This is a genomic window from Burkholderia sp. MSMB1826 (assembly GCF_001526325.1).
Classification (GTDB): domain Bacteria; phylum Pseudomonadota; class Gammaproteobacteria; order Burkholderiales; family Burkholderiaceae; genus Burkholderia.
In genome coordinates this window covers 261,994-285,747 of the sequence record NZ_LOYN01000043.1, presented here as the reverse complement: position 1 = coordinate 285,747, position 23,754 = coordinate 261,994, and the positions used below count along the sequence as shown (strand labels likewise).

General features: G+C 68.2%; 27 protein-coding genes. 12 read left to right on the top strand and 15 right to left on the bottom strand.

Annotated elements, in window-relative coordinates:
- Positions 1 to 51: 51 nt before the first annotated feature.
- Genes WS95_RS24990 through WS95_RS24975 form a run of 4 tightly spaced genes read right to left on the bottom strand, consistent with a single transcriptional unit; the run spans position 52 to position 4,951 of the window.
- Entirely contained in the window at positions 52 to 537 is a 486-nt protein-coding gene (locus WS95_RS24990; protein ID WP_230624922.1) for a hypothetical protein, read from the bottom strand.
- A gap of 5 nt (positions 538 to 542) precedes the next feature.
- Positions 543 to 2,081, bottom strand: a complete 1,539-nt coding sequence (locus WS95_RS24985; RefSeq protein ID WP_034207345.1) for a DHA2 family efflux MFS transporter permease subunit — start codon at positions 2,079 to 2,081, stop codon at positions 543 to 545.
- Positions 2,078 to 3,442: an efflux RND transporter periplasmic adaptor subunit gene (locus WS95_RS24980; RefSeq protein ID WP_059826698.1), complete on the bottom strand. Its 1,365-nt coding sequence runs from the start codon at positions 3,440 to 3,442 to the stop codon at positions 2,078 to 2,080. Before WS95_RS24980 ends, WS95_RS24985 begins: the two co-directional genes overlap by 4 nt.
- Before the next feature lie 9 nt (positions 3,443 to 3,451).
- Positions 3,452 to 4,951, bottom strand: coding sequence for an efflux transporter outer membrane subunit (locus WS95_RS24975; protein WP_052100288.1), 1,500 nt, complete (start codon positions 4,949 to 4,951; stop codon positions 3,452 to 3,454).
- A 103-nt stretch (positions 4,952 to 5,054) separates the two neighbouring features.
- Between WS95_RS24975 and WS95_RS24970 the strand changes: the two genes are divergently transcribed.
- Together WS95_RS24970 and WS95_RS24965 are read left to right on the top strand one after the other, a co-directional pair.
- Positions 5,055 to 5,891, top strand: coding sequence for an AraC family transcriptional regulator (locus WS95_RS24970; protein ID WP_034207342.1), 837 nt, complete (start codon positions 5,055 to 5,057; stop codon positions 5,889 to 5,891).
- 109 nt (positions 5,892 to 6,000) lie between these two features.
- Positions 6,001 to 7,368, top strand: a complete 1,368-nt coding sequence (locus WS95_RS24965; protein WP_059826695.1) for a glutamate--cysteine ligase — start codon at positions 6,001 to 6,003, stop codon at positions 7,366 to 7,368.
- A 19-nt stretch (positions 7,369 to 7,387) separates the two neighbouring features.
- Here the strand turns inward: WS95_RS24965 and WS95_RS24960 are convergent, their stop codons facing one another.
- On the bottom strand, positions 7,388 to 8,500 hold the full coding sequence (locus WS95_RS24960; protein WP_063890178.1) for a 3-deoxy-7-phosphoheptulonate synthase: 1,113 nt from the start codon (positions 8,498 to 8,500) through the stop codon (positions 7,388 to 7,390).
- Positions 8,501 to 8,883: 383 nt separating this feature from the next.
- Between WS95_RS24960 and WS95_RS24955 the strand changes: the two genes are divergently transcribed.
- The 8 genes from WS95_RS24955 to WS95_RS24920 all read left to right on the top strand — a co-directional run bounded on the left by WS95_RS24955 (position 8,884) and on the right by WS95_RS24920 (position 13,631).
- On the top strand, positions 8,884 to 9,294 hold the full coding sequence (locus WS95_RS24955) for an acyl-CoA thioesterase (RefSeq protein WP_034207340.1): 411 nt from the start codon (positions 8,884 to 8,886) through the stop codon (positions 9,292 to 9,294).
- A 28-nt stretch (positions 9,295 to 9,322) separates the two neighbouring features.
- Positions 9,323 to 9,970 (top strand): hypothetical protein, encoded by a 648-nt coding sequence (locus tag WS95_RS24950; protein WP_059826693.1) that lies wholly within the window; start codon positions 9,323 to 9,325, stop codon positions 9,968 to 9,970.
- Entirely contained in the window at positions 9,967 to 10,518 is a 552-nt protein-coding gene (locus WS95_RS24945) for a shikimate kinase (protein ID WP_059785804.1), read from the top strand. Before WS95_RS24950 ends, WS95_RS24945 begins: the two co-directional genes overlap by 4 nt.
- 622 nt (positions 10,519 to 11,140) lie before the next feature.
- On the top strand, positions 11,141 to 11,560 hold the full coding sequence (locus WS95_RS24940) for an organic hydroperoxide resistance protein (protein ID WP_059826785.1): 420 nt from the start codon (positions 11,141 to 11,143) through the stop codon (positions 11,558 to 11,560).
- Between the two features lie 66 nt (positions 11,561 to 11,626).
- Entirely contained in the window at positions 11,627 to 11,953 is a 327-nt protein-coding gene (locus tag WS95_RS24935; RefSeq protein WP_034207338.1) for a DUF4148 domain-containing protein, read from the top strand.
- A gap of 62 nt (positions 11,954 to 12,015) precedes the next feature.
- Positions 12,016 to 12,342 (top strand): DUF4148 domain-containing protein, encoded by a 327-nt coding sequence (locus tag WS95_RS24930; protein WP_059826690.1) that lies wholly within the window; start codon positions 12,016 to 12,018, stop codon positions 12,340 to 12,342.
- Between the two features lie 74 nt (positions 12,343 to 12,416).
- Complete coding sequence (locus WS95_RS24925) at positions 12,417 to 12,746, top strand: DUF4148 domain-containing protein (protein WP_059785794.1); 330 nt, start codon at positions 12,417 to 12,419, stop codon at positions 12,744 to 12,746.
- A gap of 168 nt (positions 12,747 to 12,914) precedes the next feature.
- Positions 12,915 to 13,631 carry a GNAT family N-acetyltransferase gene (locus WS95_RS24920; protein WP_059785791.1) on the top strand — a complete coding sequence of 239 codons (717 nt, stop codon included), beginning with the start codon at positions 12,915 to 12,917 and terminating at the stop codon, positions 13,629 to 13,631.
- 52 nt (positions 13,632 to 13,683) lie between these two features.
- Here WS95_RS24920 and WS95_RS24915 read toward each other — a convergent pair whose 3' ends face one another.
- The 3 genes from WS95_RS24915 to WS95_RS24910 all read right to left on the bottom strand — a co-directional run bounded on the left by WS95_RS24915 (position 13,684) and on the right by WS95_RS24910 (position 14,747).
- A complete protein-coding gene (locus WS95_RS24915; RefSeq protein WP_006482257.1) occupies positions 13,684 to 14,139 on the bottom strand; it encodes a MarR family winged helix-turn-helix transcriptional regulator in 456 nt (151 codons plus the stop codon).
- A 111-nt stretch (positions 14,140 to 14,250) separates the two neighbouring features.
- On the bottom strand, positions 14,251 to 14,379 hold the full coding sequence (locus tag WS95_RS35895; protein ID WP_257127842.1) for a hypothetical protein: 129 nt from the start codon (positions 14,377 to 14,379) through the stop codon (positions 14,251 to 14,253).
- Positions 14,376 to 14,747 carry a GFA family protein gene (locus tag WS95_RS24910; protein WP_034207334.1) on the bottom strand — a complete coding sequence of 124 codons (372 nt, stop codon included), beginning with the start codon at positions 14,745 to 14,747 and terminating at the stop codon, positions 14,376 to 14,378. The genes WS95_RS35895 and WS95_RS24910 overlap by 4 nt, the downstream gene beginning before the upstream one ends.
- A 520-nt stretch (positions 14,748 to 15,267) precedes the next feature.
- On the opposite strand from WS95_RS24910, the gene WS95_RS24905 reads away from it, so the two are divergent.
- Positions 15,268 to 16,737 (top strand): MFS transporter, encoded by a 1,470-nt coding sequence (locus tag WS95_RS24905; protein ID WP_059785786.1) that lies wholly within the window; start codon positions 15,268 to 15,270, stop codon positions 16,735 to 16,737.
- 58 nt (positions 16,738 to 16,795) lie between these two features.
- On the opposite strand, the gene WS95_RS24900 is transcribed toward WS95_RS24905, so the two are convergent.
- The 5 genes from WS95_RS24900 to WS95_RS24880 form a co-directional block, all read right to left on the bottom strand.
- Positions 16,796 to 17,689, bottom strand: a complete 894-nt coding sequence (locus tag WS95_RS24900; RefSeq protein WP_059785784.1) for a LysR family transcriptional regulator — start codon at positions 17,687 to 17,689, stop codon at positions 16,796 to 16,798.
- A gap of 111 nt (positions 17,690 to 17,800) precedes the next feature.
- Positions 17,801 to 18,628 (bottom strand): alpha/beta hydrolase, encoded by an 828-nt coding sequence (locus WS95_RS24895; RefSeq protein ID WP_059785782.1) that lies wholly within the window; start codon positions 18,626 to 18,628, stop codon positions 17,801 to 17,803.
- Between the two features lie 215 nt (positions 18,629 to 18,843).
- Complete coding sequence (locus WS95_RS24890; RefSeq protein WP_034207330.1) at positions 18,844 to 19,227, bottom strand: VOC family protein; 384 nt, start codon at positions 19,225 to 19,227, stop codon at positions 18,844 to 18,846.
- 21 nt (positions 19,228 to 19,248) lie between these two features.
- Positions 19,249 to 20,211: a hydroxymethylglutaryl-CoA lyase gene (locus WS95_RS24885; RefSeq protein WP_059826688.1), complete on the bottom strand. Its 963-nt coding sequence runs from the start codon at positions 20,209 to 20,211 to the stop codon at positions 19,249 to 19,251.
- A gap of 21 nt (positions 20,212 to 20,232) precedes the next feature.
- Complete coding sequence (locus tag WS95_RS24880) at positions 20,233 to 21,423, bottom strand: CaiB/BaiF CoA transferase family protein (protein WP_059826784.1); 1,191 nt, start codon at positions 21,421 to 21,423, stop codon at positions 20,233 to 20,235.
- 259 nt (positions 21,424 to 21,682) lie between these two features.
- On the opposite strand from WS95_RS24880, the gene WS95_RS24875 reads away from it, so the two are divergent.
- Positions 21,683 to 22,648, top strand: coding sequence for a D-2-hydroxyacid dehydrogenase (locus WS95_RS24875; RefSeq protein WP_059826686.1), 966 nt, complete (start codon positions 21,683 to 21,685; stop codon positions 22,646 to 22,648).
- A 207-nt stretch (positions 22,649 to 22,855) separates the two neighbouring features.
- On the opposite strand, the gene WS95_RS24870 is transcribed toward WS95_RS24875, so the two are convergent.
- Together WS95_RS24870 and WS95_RS24865 are read right to left on the bottom strand one after the other, a co-directional pair.
- Positions 22,856 to 23,068 carry a hypothetical protein gene (locus tag WS95_RS24870; RefSeq protein ID WP_034207327.1) on the bottom strand — a complete coding sequence of 71 codons (213 nt, stop codon included), beginning with the start codon at positions 23,066 to 23,068 and terminating at the stop codon, positions 22,856 to 22,858.
- A 199-nt stretch (positions 23,069 to 23,267) separates the two neighbouring features.
- A complete protein-coding gene (locus WS95_RS24865) occupies positions 23,268 to 23,705 on the bottom strand; it encodes a hypothetical protein (protein WP_059826684.1) in 438 nt (145 codons plus the stop codon).
- Between the last annotated feature and the right edge of the window lie 49 nt (positions 23,706 to 23,754).

Here is a 23,754-nt window from a genome sequence, read left to right as displayed (position 1 = left end):
TCAGGCGGACTTGCGCAACCGGTTCGAGGCGTTGCGCGCGAACGGGCCGCGCTAGACCGCCTCGGTCAGTCGTCGCCGACCCGCCTGCTTCGCGTCATCCAGCGAAGCCGCGACGTCGAACGGAATCCCGAACGCCTTTTCGATGCCGGACGCGTTGGCGATGGCCGCTTCACGCTCGTTCGGGTCCGGTTCGACCGACACGAGCGCGCGGCAGACCGCGGCGAGCGCGGCGCGGTTTTGCTTGAGCCACATGCCGCGCTCCTTGCGGTCGTCGTGCGGCTCGTCGGGGCGGGCCGGCGGAAAGATCATGACAAACGGCTCGCCGTGCCGCATCAGCGCGTGCATGTCGTCGAGCCAGCGTTGTGCGTAGCCGCGGGATGCGATTGCATCGTTGCGCACGACGACGAGCGGAAATTCCGCGACGTCGAATACGGCGAGCGTCGCCAGTGCGGGCGGCGTATTTCCGGCGTGGTGGGTAGGCATCGGGTCAATCTCCATCGAATTGAACAGCATGGGTCGGAACGGGCCGCGCAGCACTCGCTTCATCGTTTGGCGGCGGCGCCGGGGCCGAACGGCGGGCGGGCGAGCCACACCACCGCGATCACGGCGAGATACACGCAACCGAGCGCGAACGACACGTCGTTGAACGAAATCTGGTACGCCTGCGCATCGACCAGGTTGCCGAGCAGCGCCGCCGCGCGTTGCGGATCGCCGCCGCCGAGCTGCGCGAGCTCGGCGCGAACGGCCGGATCGAACTTGCTCACGTGTTCGCTGAGCTGCGCGTGATGCAGGATCGCGCGCCGGTCCCACAGGAACGACGTGATCGACACGGCGAAGCTCGCGCCGAGCGTACGCAGGAACGTCGACAGGCCGGAGCCCGCGGCGATTTCGTCCGGCTTCAGGTCGGACAGCAGGATGCTGTTGATCGGCATGATGAACAGCGCGAGGCCGAGGCCCTGCAGCAACTGGATCAGCGCGATGTGCGTGAAGTCGACGTCGGGCACGAAGCCCGCGCGCAGGAACGACGACGTACCGAGGATCGCGAACGCGCAGCACACGAGCACGCGCATGTTGAAGCGCGGCGCGTACTTGCCCATGAACGGCGTCATCAGCACGGGGATCACGCCCATCGGCGCGACGGCCAGCCCGGCCCAGAACGCCGTATAGCCGAGCGTGCGCTGCAGCCACTGCGGCACGATCACGTTGACCGCGAAGAACGCCGAGTACGCGAGCACGAGCGTCAGCGTGCCGGCCGCGAAGTTGCGATGCGCGAACAGCCTCAGGTTCACGATCGGGTTCGGCTCGTTGAGCTCCCAGATCAGGAACAGCAGGATCCCGAACGCGGCGACCACGGACATCACGACGATGAACGTCGAGTTGAACCAGTCGGCCTCGTTACCCTTGTCGAGCACGATCTGCAGCGCGCCGACGCCGACGACGAGCGCGGCGAGACCGACATAATCGACGCGCGCGGCGACCGTCGTCTCGACGCGCGCGCGCATCTGCGCGAACACGCACATCGCGGCGAATACGCCGATCGGGAGATTGATCAGGAACGCCCAGCGCCACGAGTAATGTTCCGTCACCCAGCCGCCGAACACGGGGCCGGCGATCGGCGCGACGACGGTGACCATCGCGATCATCGACAGCGCGAAGCCGCGCCGCTGCGGCGGGTAGATCGACAGCATCAGCGCCTGGGTGGTCGGGATCATCGGGCCGGCCACGAGGCCCTGCAGCGCGCGGAACGCGACGAGCTGCGGCAGGTTCTGCGCGAGGCCGCACAGCAGCGACGCGAACGTGAACGCCAGCGTCGCCCACACGAACAACCGCACTTGTCCGACGCGCTTGACGAGAAACCCGGTCAACGGCAAGGCGATCGCATTGCTGACCGAGAACGTCGTGACGACCCATGCGCTCTGCGTCGTGCTGACGCCGAAGTTGCCGGCGATCGTCGGCAGCGAGACGTTCGCGACGGTGCCGTCGAGCACCTGCATGAACACCGCGAGCGCGAGGCCGAACGTCGTCAGCGCGACGCTCGACGGACGAAAGCCGGCGTCCGCGGCCGGCATCGGGCCGCTCATCGCACACGCTCCGCACGCACCGCCGCCGGCAGGTTCGCATGCACGATGTCCGCGATCAGGCTGTCGGCGCGCGCGAGCTCGTCGCGGTACACGTCGGTCCGAAACACCGGCGAATCCTGCTCGCGACGCGACAGCATCGCGCCGCTACGGTCGTGCTGGTCGACGCGCGCATGCATCGACAGGCCGATGCGCAGCGGATGCGCGTCGAGTTGCGACGGATCCGTCAGTTCGATGCGCACCGGCAATCGCTGCACGATCTTGATCCAGTTGCCGGTCGCGTTCTGCGCGGGCAGCAGCGAGAACGCGCTGCCGGTGCCGACACCGAGGCTCTGCACGCGGCCCGTATACCGCACGGCGTCGCCGTACAGGTCGGCCGTCAGTTCGACCGGTTGCCCGATCCGCATGTGCTCGAGCTGTTTTTCGGTGAAGTTCGCTTCGACCCACAGCTCGCGCAGCGGTACGACCGCGAGCAGCGGCACGCCGGGCGACACGCGCTGCCCGACCTGCACCGTGCGCTTGGCGACGTAGCCGGTGACGGGCGCGACGATGTCGGTGCGCGCACGGGCAAGATAGGCGGCGCGCAACCGCGACGCCGCGGCTTGCACGTCGGGATGCGATGCGACCGCGGTGTCGTCGACGAGCGCCTTGCTCGTCTGGTGCTGTTCGCTCAAGGTCGCGAGCGCGCTTTGCGCGGCGGCGTATGCGCTTTGCGCGGACGTCAGCGTGTCGAGCGCATGGGCGAGCTCCTCGCGCGAGATCGCGCCGGAGCGGCCGAGGTCCTCGCGGCGCCGGTAGTCGGCCCTTGCCTTGTCGAGCGCGGTGCGCCGCGCGTCCAGGTCGGCGCGTGCGCCGTCGATGCTGTTCGCGAGCCCGCGCTCGTTGCTGTACAGGCCGCGCACCTTGCGCACGGTGGCCGCGAGATCGGCCTGCGCGGCAGCGAGCGCGATCTGCGCGTCGCTCGCGTCGAGACGGACGAGCGGCGTGCCGGCGCGGACGAGGGCGCCGTCGTCCGCGTCGATCGACACGACGGTGCCCGTCACCTGCGGCGTCAGCTCGACGACGTTGCCTTGCGCGTACGCGTTGTCGGTGGACTCGTACCAGCGGCCGACGATTCCGTACCAGATACCCCACCCGGCGATGCCGACCGCGAACGCGGCGACGAGCGCACGTACGAGATGCTTGCGTCTGGCGGGCGGCGGCGTGGCCGGTGCGGCGCCGCCCGGCGCCGGTTGCGTGCGGGCGTCCGCCCCACCTGGCGCGCGTGGCGCACCGGTGTGGTCGGCCGACGGGTGCTGGCGGGCACTGGCGGGATCGGCGGCTGCGGGCCGCGCGGGAGTCTGCAGGGTGTTGTCGCTGCTCATGGTTCGATATCAAGGACGGTTGGAAGGCGTGGCGGCAAGCGCAACGTCGTCGGGCTCGGCGCGAAAGCCGCCGCCGAGGGCTGCAACGAGCTGCAGCGACTGGTCCGCGCGCTGGGCGCGCAACGCGGCGACCTCGCGGCTCGCGATCAAGAGCTGCTGGCGCACGACGAGCGCGTCGAGGTAACTGCCGACGCCGGCCCGGTAGCGCGCGTCCGCGAGCCGCCATGCGTCGGTGGCGGCATCGAACGCGCGCTGTTGCGCATCGGCCTGCACGGCGAGCGCATGCAACCGGTGCAGATCGTCGGCCACCTCGCCGATCGCGCCGATCAGCGTCTTGTTGTAGCTGGCGACCGCGACGTCGTATTGCGCGTCGCGCTTGCGCAGCACGCCGCGCCGTTCGCCGCCGTCGAAGATCGGCAGGCTCACGGCCGGGCTGACGTTGTAGGTGCGCGAGGCGGCCTGGAACAGCGATGCGCCGCCGCGCGTTGCAAGACCGATCAGCGCGGTGAGACTCACGTCGGGCAGGAAGTCCGCGCGGGCGGCCTCGACGTTGCGGCTCGCGGCCTCCACCCGCCAGCGTGCAGCGACGAGATCGGCGCGCCGGCCGAGCAGCGCGGCCGGCAAGTCGGCCGGCACCGCGAGCGCGGCGGCGGGCAGCGGCGCAGGCCGCGCGAGCGCGAGGCCGCGATCGGGACCTGCGCCGAGCAGGATCGCGAGCGCGATGCGCGCGCTGTCGACCGCCTGGGCCGCGCGTGCCTGTTCGCGCATCGCGGTCGCGACTTCGCTTTCCGCCTGGCGCTGCTGCGCGACGTTGTCGATGCCTTTCGTGACACGCTGCCGCGTCAGCGACAGCGCTTCGTCGGCGCGGTCGTATTCGGCCTGCGCGACGTCCTGCTGATCGAACGCATAGGCGAGATTCACGTAGGCCCGCGCGACGTTGACGGACAGCAGCACGCGCGCGGCCCGCGCATCGATCCGTGCGGCCCGCGCTTCGCCGAGCGCGGCTTCCCACGCCGCGCGGCGGCCGCCCCACAGATCGAGATCCCAGCTCAGGCCGAGATTGATCTCGCGCGTGTGGCTGAAGAAACCACCGCCCTCACCTGCCGAGAATTGCGTGCCGGACGTTCGCTCGCCTTTCGCGCTTGCACGGCCGACGAGGTGCGGCAGCCGGGCGGCCTGCGCTTCGATCACGAGCGCCTGCGCCTCGCGCGCACGCGCATCGGCGGTCGCGAGATCGGGATTGCCGGCAAGCGCTTCGTCGATCAGCGCATTCAGTTGCGCATCGTTCAGCGCAACCCACCAGTCGGCGGCCGGCCAGTCGCCGGCCGGCGCATGCGCGAGGCTACGCGATGCGGCGAGCGTATCGGCGCCGCGCAGCGTGCCGGCGGGCGCGAGCCCGTCGCGGCTCGCGCAGGCGCCTAGCAAGGCGAGCGCCACGGCGACGGCCATGCGCGACAAGGTGCGCAGCGTGACGGCATCGCGTGGCGAGGGAGCAAGTGCTGCATGCATCGCGTTCCTCTGCTTCGTTTGGGTTTGAACACGACTCGCATTGTTGGACGCTCGCGGGCAAAGCTGATAATGTTGTTTAGACAAAAAATAATGAATTCCGGCCATGCCCATCCGAGACGCTTCTCCCGCCCGCGCAGTGCAGCGCGCCAACGCCGATCCGAGCGAACGCGCGGACGGCCCGTCACTGATCGCCGTCTGGGGCGAGGACGACGGCAGCAACGCCTACCAGCTCGGCACGCGAGAGGTCGACTGGCACAGCCATCTGCGCGGCCAGGTGTTCTGCGTCGAAAGCGGGTTCGCGCACGTGCGCACGCCGCACGGTTCGTGGCTGCTGCCGCCGCATCGCGCGGGCTGGATTCCGCCGGGAGAGCAGCACAAGGTCAGCATCAGCGGTGCGTTGAGCGGCTGGAGCGTCGTGATCGCACCGGCCGCGAGTCGCCGGATGCCCGATCAGCCCTGCGTGATCGCGATCACCGAACTGATGCGTGCACTCGTGCGGCGCGCGGTGTCGTGGGCCGACCAGGATCGGCTCGACATCGAGCAGGCGCGCATGAGCGTCGTGCTGCTCGACGAGATGCGCCGCGCGCCGCACGAACCGCTGCATTTGCCGATGCCGCACGACCGGCGGTTGCTGCGGATCGCCAACGCGATCCTCGGGCAGCCGCACGACGGCCGTACGCTCGACGCGTGGGCCGAATGGGCCGGGCTGTCCGCCCGCACGCTGAGCCGGCTGTTCGTCGCGGAAACCGGCACGAGCTTCGCGCAGTGGCGGCAACAGGCGCGGCTCACGCATGCGCTCGAACGTCTGGCGAACGGCGACAGCGTCGCCAACATCGCGGACGCGCTCGGCTATGCGACGCCGAGCAATTTCATCGCGATGTTCCGTCGCGCGTTCGGCGATTCGCCTGCCCATTACTTCGCGAAGCGCAAGCAGCCGTAATGCCGCACGGCCCCTATCACCCCTGCCAGTACTGCGCGCGCATCGACGTCGCTATAGTCGCCGTGCGACCGGCCGGTCGGTCGCCCAATGTGACCTGTGGAGGGTGTCGATGTCGAATGCCGTCGGATCGGACAACACGCCGATCGTCTCCGAGCAGCAGCTCGCCGATCATCTGGCCGCCGGCTGCAAGCCGGCCGCGCAGTTCCGGATCGGTACCGAGCACGAGAAGTTCGTCGTTTCCCGCGCGACGCACGCGGCTGCGCGCTATGAAGGGCCGTCCGGCATCGCCGCGGTGCTGGCGCGGCTGCGCGGCGACGGGACGCCGATCGTCGATGCCGGGCAGACCGTCGGCGTGATTCAGCGCGACGGCGCCGCGATCTCGCTCGAGCCGGCCGGCCAGCTCGAACTGTCGGGTGCGCCGCTCGATACGCTGCACGACACGCATGCCGAACTGCATGCGCACCTCGCCGCGGCCCGTGCGGCATGCGATCCGCTCGGCCTGCGCTGCGTGCCGCTCGGCTTTCACCCTCACCTGTCGCGCGACGCGCTGCCGTGGATGCCGAAGCAGCGCTACGCGATCATGCGGCGCTACATGCCGCGCGTCGGCACGCGCGGGCTCGACATGATGCAGCGCACCTGCACCGTGCAGGTCAACCTCGATTTCGCATCCGAAAGCGACATGGCGCGCAAGATGCGCGTCGCGCTCGCGTTGCAGCCGGTCGCGACCGCGCTGTTCGCGAATTCGCCGTTCCGCGACGGCCGCCCGTCGGGCCTGTTGTCGACGCGCGCACACACGTGGCTCGATACCGACGAGGATCGCTGCGGCGTGCCGGCCCTGTTCCTGTCGCGCAGCTTCGGCTTCGAGCGCTACGTGAGCTGGCTGCTCGACAACGTGCCGATGTATTTCGTGCGGCGCGGCGATCGTTATGCGGATGCGACCGGGCACACGTTCCGCGATTTCATGCGGCGGCGCATTCCGCATCTCGAAGGCGAGACGCCGACGCTGGGCGATTTCGCGGACCATCTGACGACGGTGTTCACCGAGGTACGGCTGAAGCGCTATCTCGAGATGCGCGGCGCCGATGCCGGCTCGCCCGGCATGATGGTCGCGCTGTCCGCGTTCTGGACCGGCCTGCTGTACGATCCGGCCGCGCTGTCGGACGCCGCGACGCTGGCTGCCGCGATCGACCGCGGCACCTTGCTTACGCTGCGTCGCGACGTGCCGCGTACCGGGCTCGATACGCCGGTCGACGGCCGGTCATTGCGCGCGATCGCGGCCGATGCGCTCGCGATCGCGCGTCGCGGCCTGCACGCGCGGGCGCGCATCGATGCGGCCGGCCGCGATGAATCGATGTATCTCGCGCCGCTCGACGAGATCGTCGCCGGCGCGCCGACCCAGGCCGAACACTGGCTGGCCCGCTATCGCGACGCGTGGGCCGGCGACGCGACGCGGATCCATGACGAAGCCGCCATCTGAGCGCGTCGCGCCGGGCCGCTCACGCGCAGCAGGCGAGCAGCGGCTCGTGAGCGAACTCGGCGCCGAGCGGCAGCGCGTGGCCGCGTCGCCGCGTACGGACGGCGTGCGCGAGCGTCTCGAACAACCGAGCGGTATCGGCGAACGACAGGCACGCGTCCGTGATGCTCTGCCCATAGCGCAGCGGTACGCCGGGCACGAGATCCTGCCGCCCTTCGATCAGGTTCGACTCGATCAGCACGCCGACGATGCGCGTATCGCCGGCCGCCACCTGCGCGGCGACTTCCGCGCCGACCGCGAGCTGATTCCGGTACTGGCGGCGGCTGTTGCCGTGACTGACGTCGATCATCACGCGCGGTGCGAAGTGCGCGGCCGTCATGCGCTCGCACGCGGCATTCACGGCGGCCGCGTCGAAATTCGGCTCGCGGCCGCCGCGCAGCACGACGTGCGTATGCGGATTGCCGGACGACGCGGCCGCGCATAGCCGGCCGCCCGCATCGATCGACAGGAAGCGGTGCGCGTGCGCGGCCGCGCGCATCGCATCGACGGCGATCTGGACATTGCCGTCGGTACCGTTCTTGAAGCCGATCGGGATCGGCAGCGACGACGCCAGCTCGCGATGCACCTGCGACTCCACGGTGCGCGCGCCGATCGCGCCCCACGCGACCAGATCGGCCAGGTAGCGCGGCGACAGCGGATCGAGCAACTCGGTCGCGGCCGGCATTTCCGCGCCGTTGATGTCGCACAGCAACGCGCGGGCCGTGTGCAGTCCGACGTCGATCCGGTCGCTGCCGTCCAGCAGCGGATCGTTGATCAACCCCTTCCAGCCGACCGTCGTGCGCGGTTTCTCGAAATACACCCGCATCACGATTTCCAGTTCGTCCGCAAAGCGCGCGCGTTGCAGCGCGAGCCGCGCCGCGTAGTCGCGTGCGGCGTCCGGATCGTGTATCGAGCACGGGCCGGCGATGACCACGAGCCGGTCGTCCGTGCCGTCGAGCACGTCGACGATCGCGCGGCGGGTCGTATGAACGGTGCGCGACGCGCGCCACGCCGGCGGCAGTGCGTCGGCCAGATCCGCAGGGGACGGCAAGCGCAGCACGGCGTCGCGGTTTGTCGTCCAGGCGTTTGCATGCATGGGGACTGCCCTCCTGTCGATAATTAACGAGACTTTTTACTACAGCGCGACTGTATTGAATGGTGCTTTCGGCGCGCAACTAACATAATTATCAGTATCTAATTCATAACCTTATGAATGTGAAGAATAAGCGTCGGATTCGATAATCGGGGGTCCGGCAATTTGCTGTTATCGGGGCGTGGAATGGAGCGTTCATTCGGTTTTCATTTGAAAACGCGGATGCGATTGTTGCACGGCAATGCACGCACGTACGGCATTTTTACCAAGCTTCGCTATTCGTTCTGATAGTGGCGGCCAGATAGTCGTTCGATTAATTTTCGGATGCCCGACAGGCCATTCGGGCTCGAAAATATAAATCAACCCAGTCATTGCGGAGAGTCATCATGTCGAAACGACATTACGAAACCCCCATTCACGTCAAGTATCGCGATACGGATTCGATGGGGCATGTGAGCAGTCCCGTCTATTACGACTATCTGCAGCATTCGTATCTCTGCTACATGTTCGACCTGCTCGGCCTGCCGCGCAGCGAGAAACTGCCGCACATCATGGTGAAGACACAGTGCGAATACCTCGCGCCCGCCCAGTTCGGCGACAACCTGACCGTTCGCTCGAGCATCGTGCGCTTCGGCAGCAAGAGCTTCGATCTCGAACACCTGATGGAGCGCGACGACCAGACCATCGTCGCGCGCGGCGTGTCGACGCACGTGATGTTCGATTACGCGAACAACACGACCCTGGCCGTGCCCGACGAATTCAAGACGCGCGTGCTCGAATTCCAGGGGTCGCTGTAATGGGGGCGCGCCTGCTCGGGAGCGGCACGTGAGCTGCGCGGTGGCGCGCGCCCGGCGCCGGATCGGCGCGATCGTCGAGCGGCGGGACGATCGCGCGATCGTGATCGTCCGGCATGCGGCGCAGGCATTGCTCGAGCCGGCGACGCTCGAGCGGCACCGCGCGCTCGCATGCCGCCATGAGGACGAGCTGGAGGTGCTGCTGCAGCCGTGCGGTGGCGTGCACGACGGCGTGCGGCCGCTGCTCGGTCGGCTGCGGGACGCCGGCGTAGCCGTGGCGCTCGACGCGGCGACGGTGGCCCACGACGCGTCGCTGCTCGAATTCGCGAGCTGGGTCACACGGTGTACGACGCCCGACGGTTCGGCGGCGGCACCCGACGATACGGCCGTGCCCGGCGGTGCGCTGCTCTACGGGCTGGTCGTGCGGTGGCGCGATCTGCACGGCAGGTGGCGACGGCCGGGGCGCGACGCGGAGCCTGAACGCACGCCGCGGACCATCGCGGCGGACGCGGCCGAGCACCTCGTGGCCGGCGATCCCGACGCGCCGGTGCTCGGCGCGCTGCTCGACGCCGATGACGCGTCGACCGGCGCGGCGCTCGACACTTTGTCGGACGCGGTGCGCGCGCGACGGATCTGTCTGGCGACGCGGGCGCGCTGGCCGCTCGCGCGACGGCTATGAGCGGCGTGGTCGCGCCGGCTGGCGGGCGCGCGTTCCTGGTCGGCATGATGGGTGCGGGCAAGTCGACGCTTGGTCGCGCGCTCGCGGCTTCGCTCGGCTGGGCGTTCGCCGACAGCGACGACGAGATCGAACGGCGCACGGGGCGCTCGGTCCCCGCGCTGTTCGATGTGGTCGGCGAAGGCGGCTTTCGGCTGCTCGAAACGCAGATCGTCGACGAGCTGACGCAGCGCACGAACGTGGTCGTCGCGACCGGCGGCGGCTCGGTCCTGAATCCGCGCACCCGCGCACGCCTGAGCGAACGCGGCAGCGTGATCTATCTGCATGCGGATCCCGATGTGCTGTGGCGGCGGACGCGCGACGACACGCGGCGGCGGCCGCTGCTGCAGTCGGGCGAGCCGCAGCAGACGCTCGCCGCGCTGTACCGGATGCGCGACCCGCTGTATCGCGAATGCGCGCATGCGCTGGTCGATACGGCCGCACATGATGTCGCGCGCGCGACGGCGGAAGTATTGACGTTGCTGTTTGCGCGGATGAAGGCGCCGGAGTGACGGTGCTTTCGCTTCCCTGCCCTTCGAATCGAGCGCGCGTTCGGTATCACGCGCGTTTTTGAAATGGTGAGTTCGGATTCTTTATCGTGCTATTGTGATAAGAAAAGTTATCCGGATGGCGGTGTTGCGTGTTCAAACGGCATGTTCCGCGACAGAAGAATCGACGCGCCGCACGCCGCGAATCCGTACTCGTCGAACCACCCGGCGCGGTGTCGTCGCGCGACACGTAACGTCTCCGTTTCGAATGCGCTCGTTGTCCGTGCAAGCGCAGGACGTCGGCGGGTCGCTCGCGATCGGGCCGGCAAGGCTGGAAGAGACGGTGCGCTGTAGAAAGCGAAATAATGACGAGGCGCCTGTTCGCTTTAGGCAAGCGTTGACCGGACGACTGCTCCGCTTTCCCGCGGCCTTTCCGGAATCGTTCGCCGTTCGTCGATGTCCGGCCATTGTCGCCGGATCGCCTGAAAGCCTTGTCCAGCAAGGCGCTACACGATCCAGATACATTGAAATACAAAATATCGCATGCGATTTAATCGAATGCGCTTGACGTAGGCGGTCATCAAGCGGAAACTGCGTCGCATGCGATCGAATCGCATCTGAGACAAACCAACCGACGGAGCAAATGATGAACAAGATCGACAAAGTGCTGTACACGGGCAAGACGCATACGACTTCCGGCGGCCGCGACGGCGCCGCGCGCAGTTCCGATGGCCGCCTCGACATCCAGTTGTCGTCGCCGGGCAGCGCCGGCACCGGCACCAACCCGGAGCAGCTGTTCGCAGCCGGCTGGTCGGCCTGCTTCATCGGCGCGATGCAGCTTGCGGCGCGCGCCGCGAAGGTGACGCTGCCGGCCGATCTCGCGGTCGACGCCGAAGTGGATCTCGGCACGGCGGGCAACGCGTACTTCCTGCAGGCCCGGCTGAACGTGAGCGTGCCGGGGCTCGAGCGCGACGTCGCGCAACGCATCGTCGACGCCGCGCACCAGACCTGCCCGTATTCGAAAGCGACGCACGGCAACATCGACGTCGACATCCGGATCGCCTGAACGTGGTATCGGGCGGCCGAGCGCCGCCCTCCCGAATTCCCGATTCCTTTTCCATCGAGGTGAAACATGAAAGTCCAACTGATCGCTGCCCTGTTCGTCGCTGTTTCGGCTGCCGTTGCCGCTCCGGCGTTTGCCAATGAAGCCACCGTGACGCGTGCGCAGGTGCGCGCCGAACTCGCGCAGCTTCAACGCGTCGGCTATCCGCTGAACCGCGCGACCGATGCCACCTACCCGAACGATCTGCAGGCCGCGCTGACGCAGATCCACGCCGACGATGCCGTCGCGGCCAACGCCGCCGCGTCCGGCTACGGCAGCGACGGCGACACCGCGACGCAATCCGGCCGCCGGCACGTCGCAAGCGTGGCCGAGCGCTCGGTGTACTTCGGTCACTGAGCACGCGCGGTACGTGAACCCTGATTCCCTTTATCCCTGATTCCATTTTGTCGAGGTGAACGATGAAAACCCGATTGATCGCTGCCCTTCTCGTGGCTGTTTCCGCTTCTGCCGTCGCACCGGCGTTTGCCGACGAGGCCGTCGTGTCCCGCGCGCAAGTCCGCGCCGAACTCGTCCAACTGGCCCAGGCCGGTTATCGGCCGGGCCGCGCGAACGATCCGCACTATCCGGACGACCTGCAGACCGCGTTGACGCGCATTCACGCCGGCAACGCGGTGGCGGCCGATGCTGCGGCATCCGGTTACGGCAGCGATGCCGCCGCCGCGACGCAGTCGGGCAGCCGGCCGGCGACGCGACTCGCCGAACGCTCGATCTACTTCGGCCATTGAACGAACGCGCGAACGGCGCCGATGGCCGGCGTGCGATGCGCAAACCCTGAATTCCTGAATCCCTGCCGAGGTGAATGATGAAGACCCAACTGATTGCCGCCCTTCTCGTTGCCGTGTCGGCTTCTGTCGCCGCACCGGTTTTTGCCGGCGAAAGCACCGTCACGCGTGCGCAGGTGCGTGCGGAACTGGCCGCGTTGCAGCAAGCCGGCTACCAGCCGAATCGCCCGAACGATCCGAACTACCCGGACAATATCCAGGCCGCGCTGAGCCGGATTCGCGATCACGATGCCGTCGCGGCCGATACGCAGGCAGCCGGTTACGGCAGCGATGCCGGCGGTGCCACGCAGTCCGGCAGCCGCAACACGGTGCGTACCGCCGAGCGGTCTATCTATTTCGGCCATTGAGCGCGGTACGGCGAATTCGGCCGCCGAAGCCCATCATATAAAGCGCATGCGATGTAATCGCGTGCGCTTTTTTATTTGTATCGTCCCGAACTGCATCGTCGCCGCTACCTGTTCGCCGGATCCGGGATTATTCTGTGCGGCACCCCATCTTCCACCCAGGAGCCGCCGATGCCGGACGCCATGATCGGAAACGCGACAGGCGATGCGCACGTGCTCGACCGGGTCGTCTGGAATGCGCTCGCGGGCAGGCAGCGCCGTTTCGCGTTCGGCGAGGGCCGCGCGCTGCGGTTCCCGGCGGCCATCGCGCCGTTTGCCGCGATCGACGACACGAGCCCGGCGTCGTTCGATGCGCTGCGCGAACTGATCGCCGCACACGGGCCGGCGGCGCTCGTCACGCCGGACGAGATCGAGCCGCCGGCAGGCTTGTCGGTGATCCGGCGCGCGACGTTGCTTCAAATGACCTGGCAACGGACGTTCGATCCGACGCACGACGCGGAATCTGTCCCGCTCGGCGAAGCCGACGTGCCGGACATGCTCGCGCTGACCGCCGCCGCGCAGCCGGGCCCGTTCGGGCCGCGCACGTGCGAGCTTGGCCACTACATCGGCGTGCGCCGCGAAGGCCGGCTGGCCGCGATGGCGGGCCAGCGGATGCAGGTCGACGGATATACCGAGATCAGCGCCGTCTGCGTGGATGCTGCGTTTCGGCGGCAAGGGCTGGCCGCGCGGCTGATTCGGTCGTTGATCGCGACGATCGGTGCGCGTGCGGAAACGCCTTTCCTGCACGTCCTCACGACGAACCAGGTGGCGATCGAACGCTATCTCGCGCTCGGTTTCGCCGTCCGTCGCGAGATGCGCCTGCTGGTGCTGGGCGACGCACGCGCGTGACAATGCGGCCGGCGCGATTCTCGCGTCGGCCGCTTGCCGTGTCCGGATGGCTTTATGCTTCGGTCGACCGGATCAGGTTGCCGCGCAGCGTGACGATCGCCTTCTGCACCTTGGCGAACTCGTCCGGCTTCAGGCCGGTGGCTTCGACCAGGTTCATGTCGAGCCCCTTCTCGCGCACGCGGCGACCGCTTTTCGTCAGGCTGACGAGCACCTGGCGCTCATCGGACGGATCGCGATGCCGCTCCAGATAGCCCATCGCCTCGAGCTTCTTCAGGATCGGCGTCAGCGTGTTGGATTCGAGGAACAGCTTCTCGCCGAGCTGGCCGACGGTCTGGTTGTCCTGCTCCCACAGCGCAATGATCGTGATGTACTGCGTATACGTGAGGCCGAGCTCGTCGAGGATCGGCTTGTATGCCTTGCCGAACGCGAGGTTCGCCGAGTAGATCGCAAAGCACAGGAACTCGGACAGCTTCGGCGCGGCGGGCGACGGGGTTTCGGTCGGTTTCATGGACTTCCTCCAGCGACACGAAGGGTCGCAGACGATCGCATTATATATCGCATGCGATCTTATCGGAAGCATGATAATCGGTGTCGATCGACCGACGCGCATCGTGCTCGCTCAGCCCGGCTTGCGGCGCTTGCCGGTTGGCTGACGGCTGACCGACAACAACGTGCACTGCACCGGATGCGCGATTTCGGTCGCGAGCCCGCCCGCGGCAAACAGCAGGATCATCAGCCAGCGTTTCATGCGTCCTCCACGACCGAGAGGCTCGCACCATCGGCGACCGTCGCGTCGAGCGCATACGGATCGACGCCGTCGAGGCAGCCGAGATTGACGCGCCAGCATGCCGGATCCTTGCGGGTCTGATGGAACGGATAGACGCCGCACCGGCTGCAGAAATAGTGGCGCGCGGTGTGCGTGTTGAAGCGATAGCACGTCAGCACGCCCTCGCCTTCGACGATCGTCAGGTTGGCGGCGGCGAACATCGGGCTCATCAGCGCGCCGCGCCGGCGGCACAGGCTGCAGTTGCAGCGCACGGCCGGCGCAATGGCCGTCGTGACTTCGAATTTGACGGCCCCGCAATGGCAGGACCCTTTGAACCAGGTGGCAGACATGGTGGGCTCCGAAACGGTCATGCCTGCTTTATAGCGAACCCGCGCGCGGGCGTTGTATCGCACTGTATCGACGGTCGGCGCAGATACAGGACATTGCAAATCCGCGGCGCGCGCGCTCGAACGCACGGTTCGTCGGCGACGTGTCGCCCCGCGCATTGCGGCGCAGCATTCCGCCCTCGGCTGCAACCGGCGTCATGGTTTTCCCGGTCCGCCGGATGGCGCGGGCGCTCATCGTCGTCGATACGCGCCCGCGCGCCACGCAGGCTGCAGCGGCCTGTCGCGCGAAGTCGGGCTGCCGCGCCCACCCTACCCTTTCTGCTCGGGAAAGGACGCTTGAAACATCCGCAATTATCACGCGCGGCCGATTTGCCCACCATGTGTCGGACGATCGGCACGGCCCGCATGGCCGGCGCTTGCACGAGCCCGGCGATGCCTGCCGCCGCGTCGCGCGGCCGACGCGTTACGCCGGTGGCGAACGGCTCGGCCCCGCACCACCGCATATCGATAATCAGGAGACACGATGAACAGCCAATCCCTCGACCTCGGCGGCCATGCGGGCGGACCCGAATCCGCCCGGCCGCCGGCCGCTTCAGCCGGCGCAGGCGTCGGCGTCGACGCGGCGGCCCTCCCCGGCCGTCGCGTCACGCTCGGCGATTTCATGGACGATCTGCCGGTCGGTGGGTTGCATCGGTTCGTCGTCTGGGTGATCGGCATCGGGTTGTTCTTCGACATGTACGAGATCTTTCTCGTCAGTACGATCGGCTCCGCGTTGCAGCACGAATACGGGCTGAGCCGGCAAAGCGCCGATTTCAAGCTGTTGCTGGCGTCCGCGTTCATCGGCATGTTCGTCGGGGCGATGTGCCTCGGCAGCCTGGCCGACCGTATCGGCCGGCGCAAGGCATTCCTGCTCACGCTCGGGTGGTACAGCGCGTTCTCGCTGGTCGGCGCGTTTTCGGTGAACGCCGACATGCTCGTCGCGTGCCGGTTCCTGACCGGCATCGGCGTCGGCGCGATCTATCCGGTCGCCGACAGCTACCTGTCCGAAATCCTGCCGAAGGACAAGCGCGGGCGGCTCGCCGCGTGGGCCTATACGACTTCGTACGTCGCGGTGCCGCTCGTCGGCTTTCTCGCGCTGTGGCTGAACCCGCTGCAGGTGGCGGGCGTCGCCGGCTGGCGCATCATCCTCGCGATCGGCAGCGTCGGCGCCGTGTACGTCCTTCTCGTCCGGCACCGGCTGCCGGAAAGCCCGCGCTGGCTGCTCGCGCAAGGCCGCACGGCCGACGCGCACGCGGCGCTGCGGCGCTTCGCGGAAAGCGCCGGCGTGCACGTGCCCGAACATTTCGCGGAACCGGTCGAGCCGCAGCGGCCGCTCGGGCTCGGCGAGCGCATCGCGCTGCTGCGCCGCCGACCGTATGGCGCGCGCTACCTGATGCTGGCGATCTTTCACCTGTTCCAGGGTTTCGGTTATTACGGGTTCGGCACGCTGGCCGGCACGGTCGTGAAGAGCCGCGGTTTCGACGTGACGGACAGCACGCTGTTCATCGCGTTGTCGTTCGTCGGTTATCCAGTCGGGTCGCTGCTGTCGATTCCGCTGCTCAACTGGATCGAGCGCCGCACGCTCGTGATCGTGTCGATCCTGTCGATCGCGGCGTTCGGGCTGTGCTTCGCGTATTCGGGCAATACCGTGCTGATCGTCGTCTTCGGATTCCTGACGACGTGCGCGTCGAACGTGTTCAGTAACGCGTATCACGTGTACCAGGCCGAGATCTTCCCCGCGCGCGTGCGCTCGACGGCGATCGGCAGCACGTATGCGCTGTCGCGCATCGTCAGCGGCGCGCTGCCGTTCGTGTTGCTGCCGGTGCTCGGCAGTTACGGCGCGGGCGCGATGTTCGGCGTGATTTCGGCCGCGCTCGGCATCGTCGCCGTCACGCTGCGCGTGCTCGGGCCGGTGACCACGCGGCGCAGCCAGGACGACATCAATCCGGTGTAACGCCGCGACCGGCGCGGCGCGCACGCAGGCGTGCGCCCTACGCCGCGTGGTGCCGCAGTTACCGCGCCGACATGAACTCGAACAGCTTCGCGACGTCGGTCGTCAGCACCGTGCCCGCCTTCACGCCGACCCACAGCGTGCGCGTCGCCCACGCGTCGTCGAGCTTCACGACACCGAGCCGCGCCGCCCGCTCGCCGGTTACCGCATCGCGCGGCAGCACGCCGATGCCGAGGCCGGCTTCGATCATCCGGCTCACGCCGTCGAAATTCGATACCTGGATCCGCAGCTTCAGCGAGCGCTCGGCCGCGAACGCGGCGTCGGTCATGCGCGCGAGCAGCGAACTGCCGTCGCTCAGGCCCACGTAGTCCTCGTCGAGCGTATCCGCGAAGCGGATGCTGTCGCGCGCCGCGAACCGATGCGTGCGTGGCACGAGCAGCACGAGCTCGTCGCGCCGGTACAGCCGCCGTTCGATGCCGGGCGCCGGCACGTTGTCGGCGAATACGCCGAGATCGGCCTTGCCCGACGCGAGCGCGTCGACGATCTCGTGGCTCAGGCGCTCCTCGAGACTGACCTTGATGCCGGGGTTGCCGGTGAGGAACGCGGCGAGATCGGCGGGCAGGAACTGGACGATCGCCGACGTGTTGGTCCATACGTGAATGTGGCCGCGCACGCCGGCGACGTAGTCGCTCATCTCGTGCGCCATCCGGTTGACCTGCTCGATCACCTTCGCCGCATGCTCGAGCAGCGCGCGGCCCGCGGGCGTCAGCTCGACGCCGCGCGCATGCCGGACGAACAGCGCGCTGCCGGTCACGCTTTCGAGTTCGGCGATGCGCTTGCTGACCGCCGACAGCGTGAGTTGGCCGTGTTCGGCCGCCTTCGTCAGGCTGCCGTGCTCGGCGACGAGCGCGAACACGCGCAGCGACTGCAGATCGAAATGAAGCGGGTTCACCATGTCGGGGTCCTGGAAGGCCGTGCGGGATACGCAGTCGGCGCGCCGGCCTGACGCCGATCATACGCCGCGCGATGCGCGTGCGATATGGTCGTCGTGGCCGACGTGGCGCGGCTAGCGCGGCGCGATGTCGTGCAATGCGGCGAGCATCGCGCCGTCCGGCGTCGCGAGATCGTCGAGCACCGCGAAGTGCTGCATGCCGGGCAGCCACGCGCGGGCGATGCGCTCGCCGGCGGCTTCGCACGCCGTCGCGTATTCGTCCGCTTGCCGGATGAGCTCGGGCAGTTCGGCGTTGCCGACCGCGACGACGGTCGGAGCGCCGCGCTCGATGCGATGCAGCGGACTGTATGCGTCGACTTCGTGCGCGGTGAGCTGCAATTTGTCGTTCAGGCAGCACAGCGCGATCGGTTCGAGATCGACGAGCGGACTGATCGCGAGCGCCGACACGACGGCCGGATGCGCGCGGTGCATGGCCGTCAGGTGGCCGCCCGCCGAATGGCCGCTCAGGTGGATCGGCCTTCCCGAGATGCCGAGGCCGGCGGGGTCGGCCGCCAGATGGTCGAGCAGCGCGCCGATCTCGCCGACGATATCGGTCATCGTCGCGACCGGCGCGAGCGTGTATTCGGCGAGCACGACGTCGTAGCCGCGCGCGAGCGGCCCAGCCGCCGCATACGCGAAATCCTCTTTCGCGCAGTGCTGCCAGTAGCCGCCGTGGATGAACACGAACAGCGGCGCGTGGGGCTGCCCGCACGGCAGCCAGTCGAAGCGCTGCGCGGGCTGCGCGCCGTAACGCAGGTCGCGGCGGCCGGGCGTCGCTGCGTACAGCGCCGCGCTGCGCGCCCGGCATGATGCGAGCAACGCCGGGAAATCGGCAACAGCCTTCGTGTTCAGGTACGCGGCGTCGAGCGCCGTGCGGTCCATGCCGCGATAGAGCGTCGTCATTCGGAAAGTGCCTGGAGCGGGTTGCGGATGCGCGCGGCGGATGGGTCCGGCGCGCGGCGAAGGCGGCGGCCGGGCCGACGCCGTTGCGCCATTATCCGCAGCGCGGCCGTGCACGGCTATCCGGAATCGGCGGGCGCGGCGCGTGCGTGTCCGCTTTCGGCGAAGTACTGCGGCGCCGTGCGCCGTTGCTCGCGCGGGCGGCCGAACCGCGTGCGTCAGATCGGCTCGGAGATTTCGATCAGGTTCAGGTCGGGATCGCGCACATAGACGGAGCGGATCTTCTGCGTCGCGCCCGTGCGTTCGACCGGCCCTTCGACGATCGGCCAGTCGACGCGCCGCAGGTGCGCGATCACGTCGTCGAGCGGGACCGACGCGATGAAGCACAGATCGAGCGCGCCGGGTACCGGCACGTGCGCTTTCGGCTCGAATTCCGCGCCGCGCACGTGCAGGTTGATCTTCTGGTTGCCGAAACGGAACGCGAGCCGGCCCGCGCCGAAGGTTTCGAGCTGCATCTGCAGCACCTCGGTGTAGAAATGCTTCGTCCGTTCCGGATCGACGCAGGTCAGCACCAGATGGTCGAGGTGGTCAATCAGCGCCATGGAATTCGCTCCTGTTCCTGTTCACGAGAAAGCGCGTTGCGCGGGCATGTCGCCGGCGGCGGCGCGCGGCGGCGGATGAAGGTCCGAGCGGCGCCCGGCCTTCAGGATCTGGCTCGGCACGTCATGCCCGATCAGCGCGGGCAGCCGCGCCGACACGGCGAGCACGGCCGCGAGGTCGATGCCCGTATCGTAGCCGTCGAGTTCGAGCATGTGCACGAGTTCCTCCGTGCAGACGTTGCCGGTCGCGCCCGGCGCATAGGGGCAGCCGCCGAGTCCGCCGAGCGACGCGTCGAAGCGGTCGATGCCGGCGTCGAGCGCCGCGAGCGTGTTCGCGAGTGCCATCCCGCGCGTGTTGTGGAAGTGCAGCGTGAGCTGCAGCGCGCGAAAGCGCGCGCGCGCTCGTCCGGACAAATCGCGCACCTGCGACGGAAATGCCATGCCCGTCGTGTCGCACAGCGTGAAGCCGTCCACGCCGAGATCCGCGAAGCGCTGCATCCACGCGAGCACCGCCTCAGCCGGCACGTCGCCCTCCATCGGGCAGCCCATCGCGGTCGACAGCGACACGTTGATCGCGACACCCGCGCCGCGCACCGCGTCGATCACGTCGCGCAACTGCGCGAAAGACTGCTCGCGCGTCATCCGCAGGTTCGCGCGATTGTGGCTCTCGCTCGTCGACATCACGAGGTTCACTTCGTCGACGCTGCACGACAGCGCGCGCTCGGCGCCGCGCACGTTCGGCACGAGCGCCGTATAGACGACGCCCGGCGCGCGCGCGATGCCGTGCATCACGGCCTCCGCGTCGCGCAGCGCGGGGATCGCCTTCGGCGACGTGAACGACGTGACCTCGATCTTTGCGTAGCCGCACGCGCTCAGCGCGTCGACGAGCGCGATCTTGTCGTCGGTGTCGACGAACGCCGCTTCGTTCTGGAAACCGTCGCGGGTCGCGACTTCGTGAAGATGGATGCGTTGCATAGGGTGGGTCATGGGTTCGTCCCGGTGGCTGTGTCAGATCACGCCGCGCGTGCGCCAGTCGTCGCGCGTCGCCGCATCGATGCCGAGCGATTCGAGTACCGCATCGGTATCCGCGCCGAGTGCGGGCGCCGGCCGCTCGATGCGCCCGGGCGTGGCGTCGAGTTTCGGCACGATACCCGGCACGAGCACGGGCGTGCCGTCGGGCAGCTCGGCGTCGACGATCATGTCGCGCGCGCGGTAGTGCGGATCGGCCGCGATGTCGGCCACGTCGTAGATGCGCCCGGACGGAATGCGCGCGTCGTGCAGCGCGGCGAGCACGTCGTCGAGGTCGTGGCGGGCGCTCCATTCGCCGATCGCCGCATCGATGCGCGCAACCTGCGCGACGCGCCCGTCGTTGTGCGCGAGCGCCGGATCGTTGCCGAGATCGGGCCGGCCGATCAGTTCCATCAGGCGGCGGAAGATGCTGTCGCCGTTGCCGGCGATCAGCGCGTACCTGCCGTCGCGGCAGCGGTATGCGTTGGTCGGTGCGATGCCGGGCAGGCTGCTGCCGGCCGGCTCGCGCACCGCGCCGAAGGCCGCATATTCGGGCAGCAGGCTCTCCATCATGTTGAATACCGATTCGTACAGCGCGACGTCGACGACTTGCCCGCTGCCGCCCTGCCGTTCGCGATGCCGCAGCGCGAGCAGTACGCCGATCACGCCGTGGAGCGCCGACAGCGAATCGCCGAGCGAGATGCCGACGCGCACCGGCGTCCGGCCGGGCTCGCCGGTCAGGTGGCGCAGGCCGCCCATCGCCTCGGCGATCACGCCGAAGCCGGGGCGGTCGCGATACGGGCCCGTCTGCCCGAAGCCCGACACGCGCAGCATCACGAGCCCCGGGTTGATCTCGGACAGCGCGTCCCAGCCGAGCCCCCAGCCTTCGAGCGTGCCGGGCCGGAAGTTTTCGATCAGCACGTCGGTTTCGGCGACGAGGCGGCGCATGACGTCCTGCCCTTCGGGTGTGCGCAGGTCGAGCGTGACCGAGGTCTTGTTGCGCGATTGCGCGGCCCACCAGACCGACGTGCCGTCGTGCAGCAGCCGCCATTTGCGCAGCGGATCGCCGACGCCGGGCGGCTCGACCTTGATGACGTTCGCGCCGAATTCGGCGAGCATCCGGCCCGCGAACGGCCCGGCGATCAATTGGCCGAGTTCCAGCACGCGGATGCCGTCCAGCGGGCGTGTCATGACTGTCTCCGATGAAATCGTGTTGTCGATGACGGCGATCATGACGGCGTTCGCGCACCGCGAAAATCGATCGATGGTCAACCAGCCTTTCCGAAACGGAAAAGGTGGACGACGGCGCGAGCGCGACGCCGGCGCGTGTGGGTAGTCGGCCTTTCCAGACGGGAAAGCGCGCTCGCCCAACGGTCAAACGACGGTGCGCGCGGCGCCGGCAGAATCGGATCCGTTCCGCGCCGCCGGGCGCCTGTCAGCGAGACCCGCCATGTTTTCCGTTTCCTCTCCCGCGAAGATCGTGTTTCTCGATCGCGCGACGCTGTCGCCGCAAATCGTGCTGAAGCCGTTTCCGTTTCCGCACGTCGTGCGGACATTCGACCGGACGGCCGCGCACGAGGTCGCGGCGCGCATCCGCGATGCGGACATCGTCGTGACCAACAAGGCGCGGCTCGACGCGGCGGCCCTCGCCGACGCGCGGCAGTTGCGGATGATCGCGATCGCCGCGACCGGCACGGACATCGTCGATCTCGATGCGTGCGCGGCACGCGGGATCGTCGTGAGCAATATTCGTGGCTATGCGGTCCGCACGGTGCCCGAGCACACGTTCGCGCTGATCCTTGCGCTGCGCCGCAGCCTCGTCGCTTATCGCGACGCGGTGCGCGCGGGGCGCTGGCTCGACAGCAGGCAGTTCTGCTTTTTCGATCATCCGATTCGCGACCTGGCCGGTTCGACGCTCGGGATCGTCGGCGACGGTGCGCTCGGGCGTGCGGTGGCCGTCATCGCGCGTGCGCTCGACATGCGCGTGCTGTTCGCGGCGCACGGCGACGCGGCCGGCGACGGTTATGCGCCGCTCGACACGCTGCTGCGCGTCAGCGACGTGATCACGCTGCACTGCCCGCTCACGCCGGCGACGCGGCATCTGATCGACGCACACGCATTCGCGCGGATGGCGCGCCGGCCGCTGCTGATCAATACCGCGCGCGGCGGGCTCGTGGATGAGTGCGCGCTCGTCGATGCGTTGCAGTCGGGGCAGATCGCGGGGGCGGGATTCGACGTGGTCACGCAGGAGCCGCTGCCGGACGCGCATCCGTTTCACGCGATCCTGTCGCACCCGGCGTTCATCCTGACGCCGCATGTCGCATGGGCGAGCGACGAGGCGATGCAGGCGCTGGCCGATCAGCTCGTGGACAACGTCGCCGCGTTCGTCGGCGGCGAGCCGCGGCATGTCGTGTGACACGCACGAACGGAACGGCCCCGCTCGATTGCTCGAAGCGGGGCCGACGAATGTGGGGCCGCTTACGCCAGCGACTCGGCACGGAACGGGTTCGTGCATCCGCCCTGTCTGGCGGCCGGTTTCCGAATACCGGATGGACGCGGCTTCAACGCATTCCGACCGGCGGCGATGCAGGGCAAGTCCGGCGAGCGGAAAAGCGGCTCAGGCTCAGTAAGCGGACATCTCGACGCAAGGATCGACCTTGGACGGCGAGCAGATGACCGAGTACCTGGCGCTTTCGCGCATCAGCGCTTCGCCTTCGTGCAGCGCGATCTTGATCTCGGGATGACGCTCGTACGCGAGGAAGGCCGAGCACACGACGGCGGACATCACGACGACGGAAAACACAAATTTTTCAAGGGTTTGGAAGCGTTCAGGCATGGTATGACCTTTCTCTCATGGCCGAAATTATACCTTGAGATAAGGGTTTTCCCTATAACCCTGCCTGCATACCGAGGATGCGTTCGAACGAGATGGGCGCGATGCTCGCGCCCTTTTTATCGAGGGAAGCGCGGCGCTGCGGCCGCCAAGGCCCGCGCCGCCTATCCGGGGAAGAGAACGAAGGCTTGCCGCCCGCGCATTACTGCGGCGCCGACGCGCCGCTCGCCGCATTGCCTGGCCACGCGTTGCCGATACGGTCGATCAGCGACTTCGCGGTGCCTGTCACGATCGCCGCGTCGACGCCCGACGTCTGCCACGAGCCGTCTGCCGCGTTCACGAAGGTCAGGTTCGCGCGCGACGGCGCGTAATCGGCGTTGCGCCACGTGACCACGACGTCGCACGAATACGTGCGATCGCCGAGCTTCTTGCAGTCGCCATCGGGTTTCGCCGACACGACGTCGGCCGACACGGGCAGCGGCTGGCCGAACAGCGCGTTCAGGCCGCCGTGGTTTTCCGCTTCGAGCGCGCGGCGCACGGCGGCGTCGACGTCGCTCGATCCGGGACCGTCGTGAAGCAGGTTGCAGGCGGCCAGCAGCGTCGAGGCGCCGGCGAGTGTCAGCAGCGTTTGAACCTTCATGGATATCCGTCGATCGGGGGGAACGCCGCGTAGTCTGCAACGTCCGCGT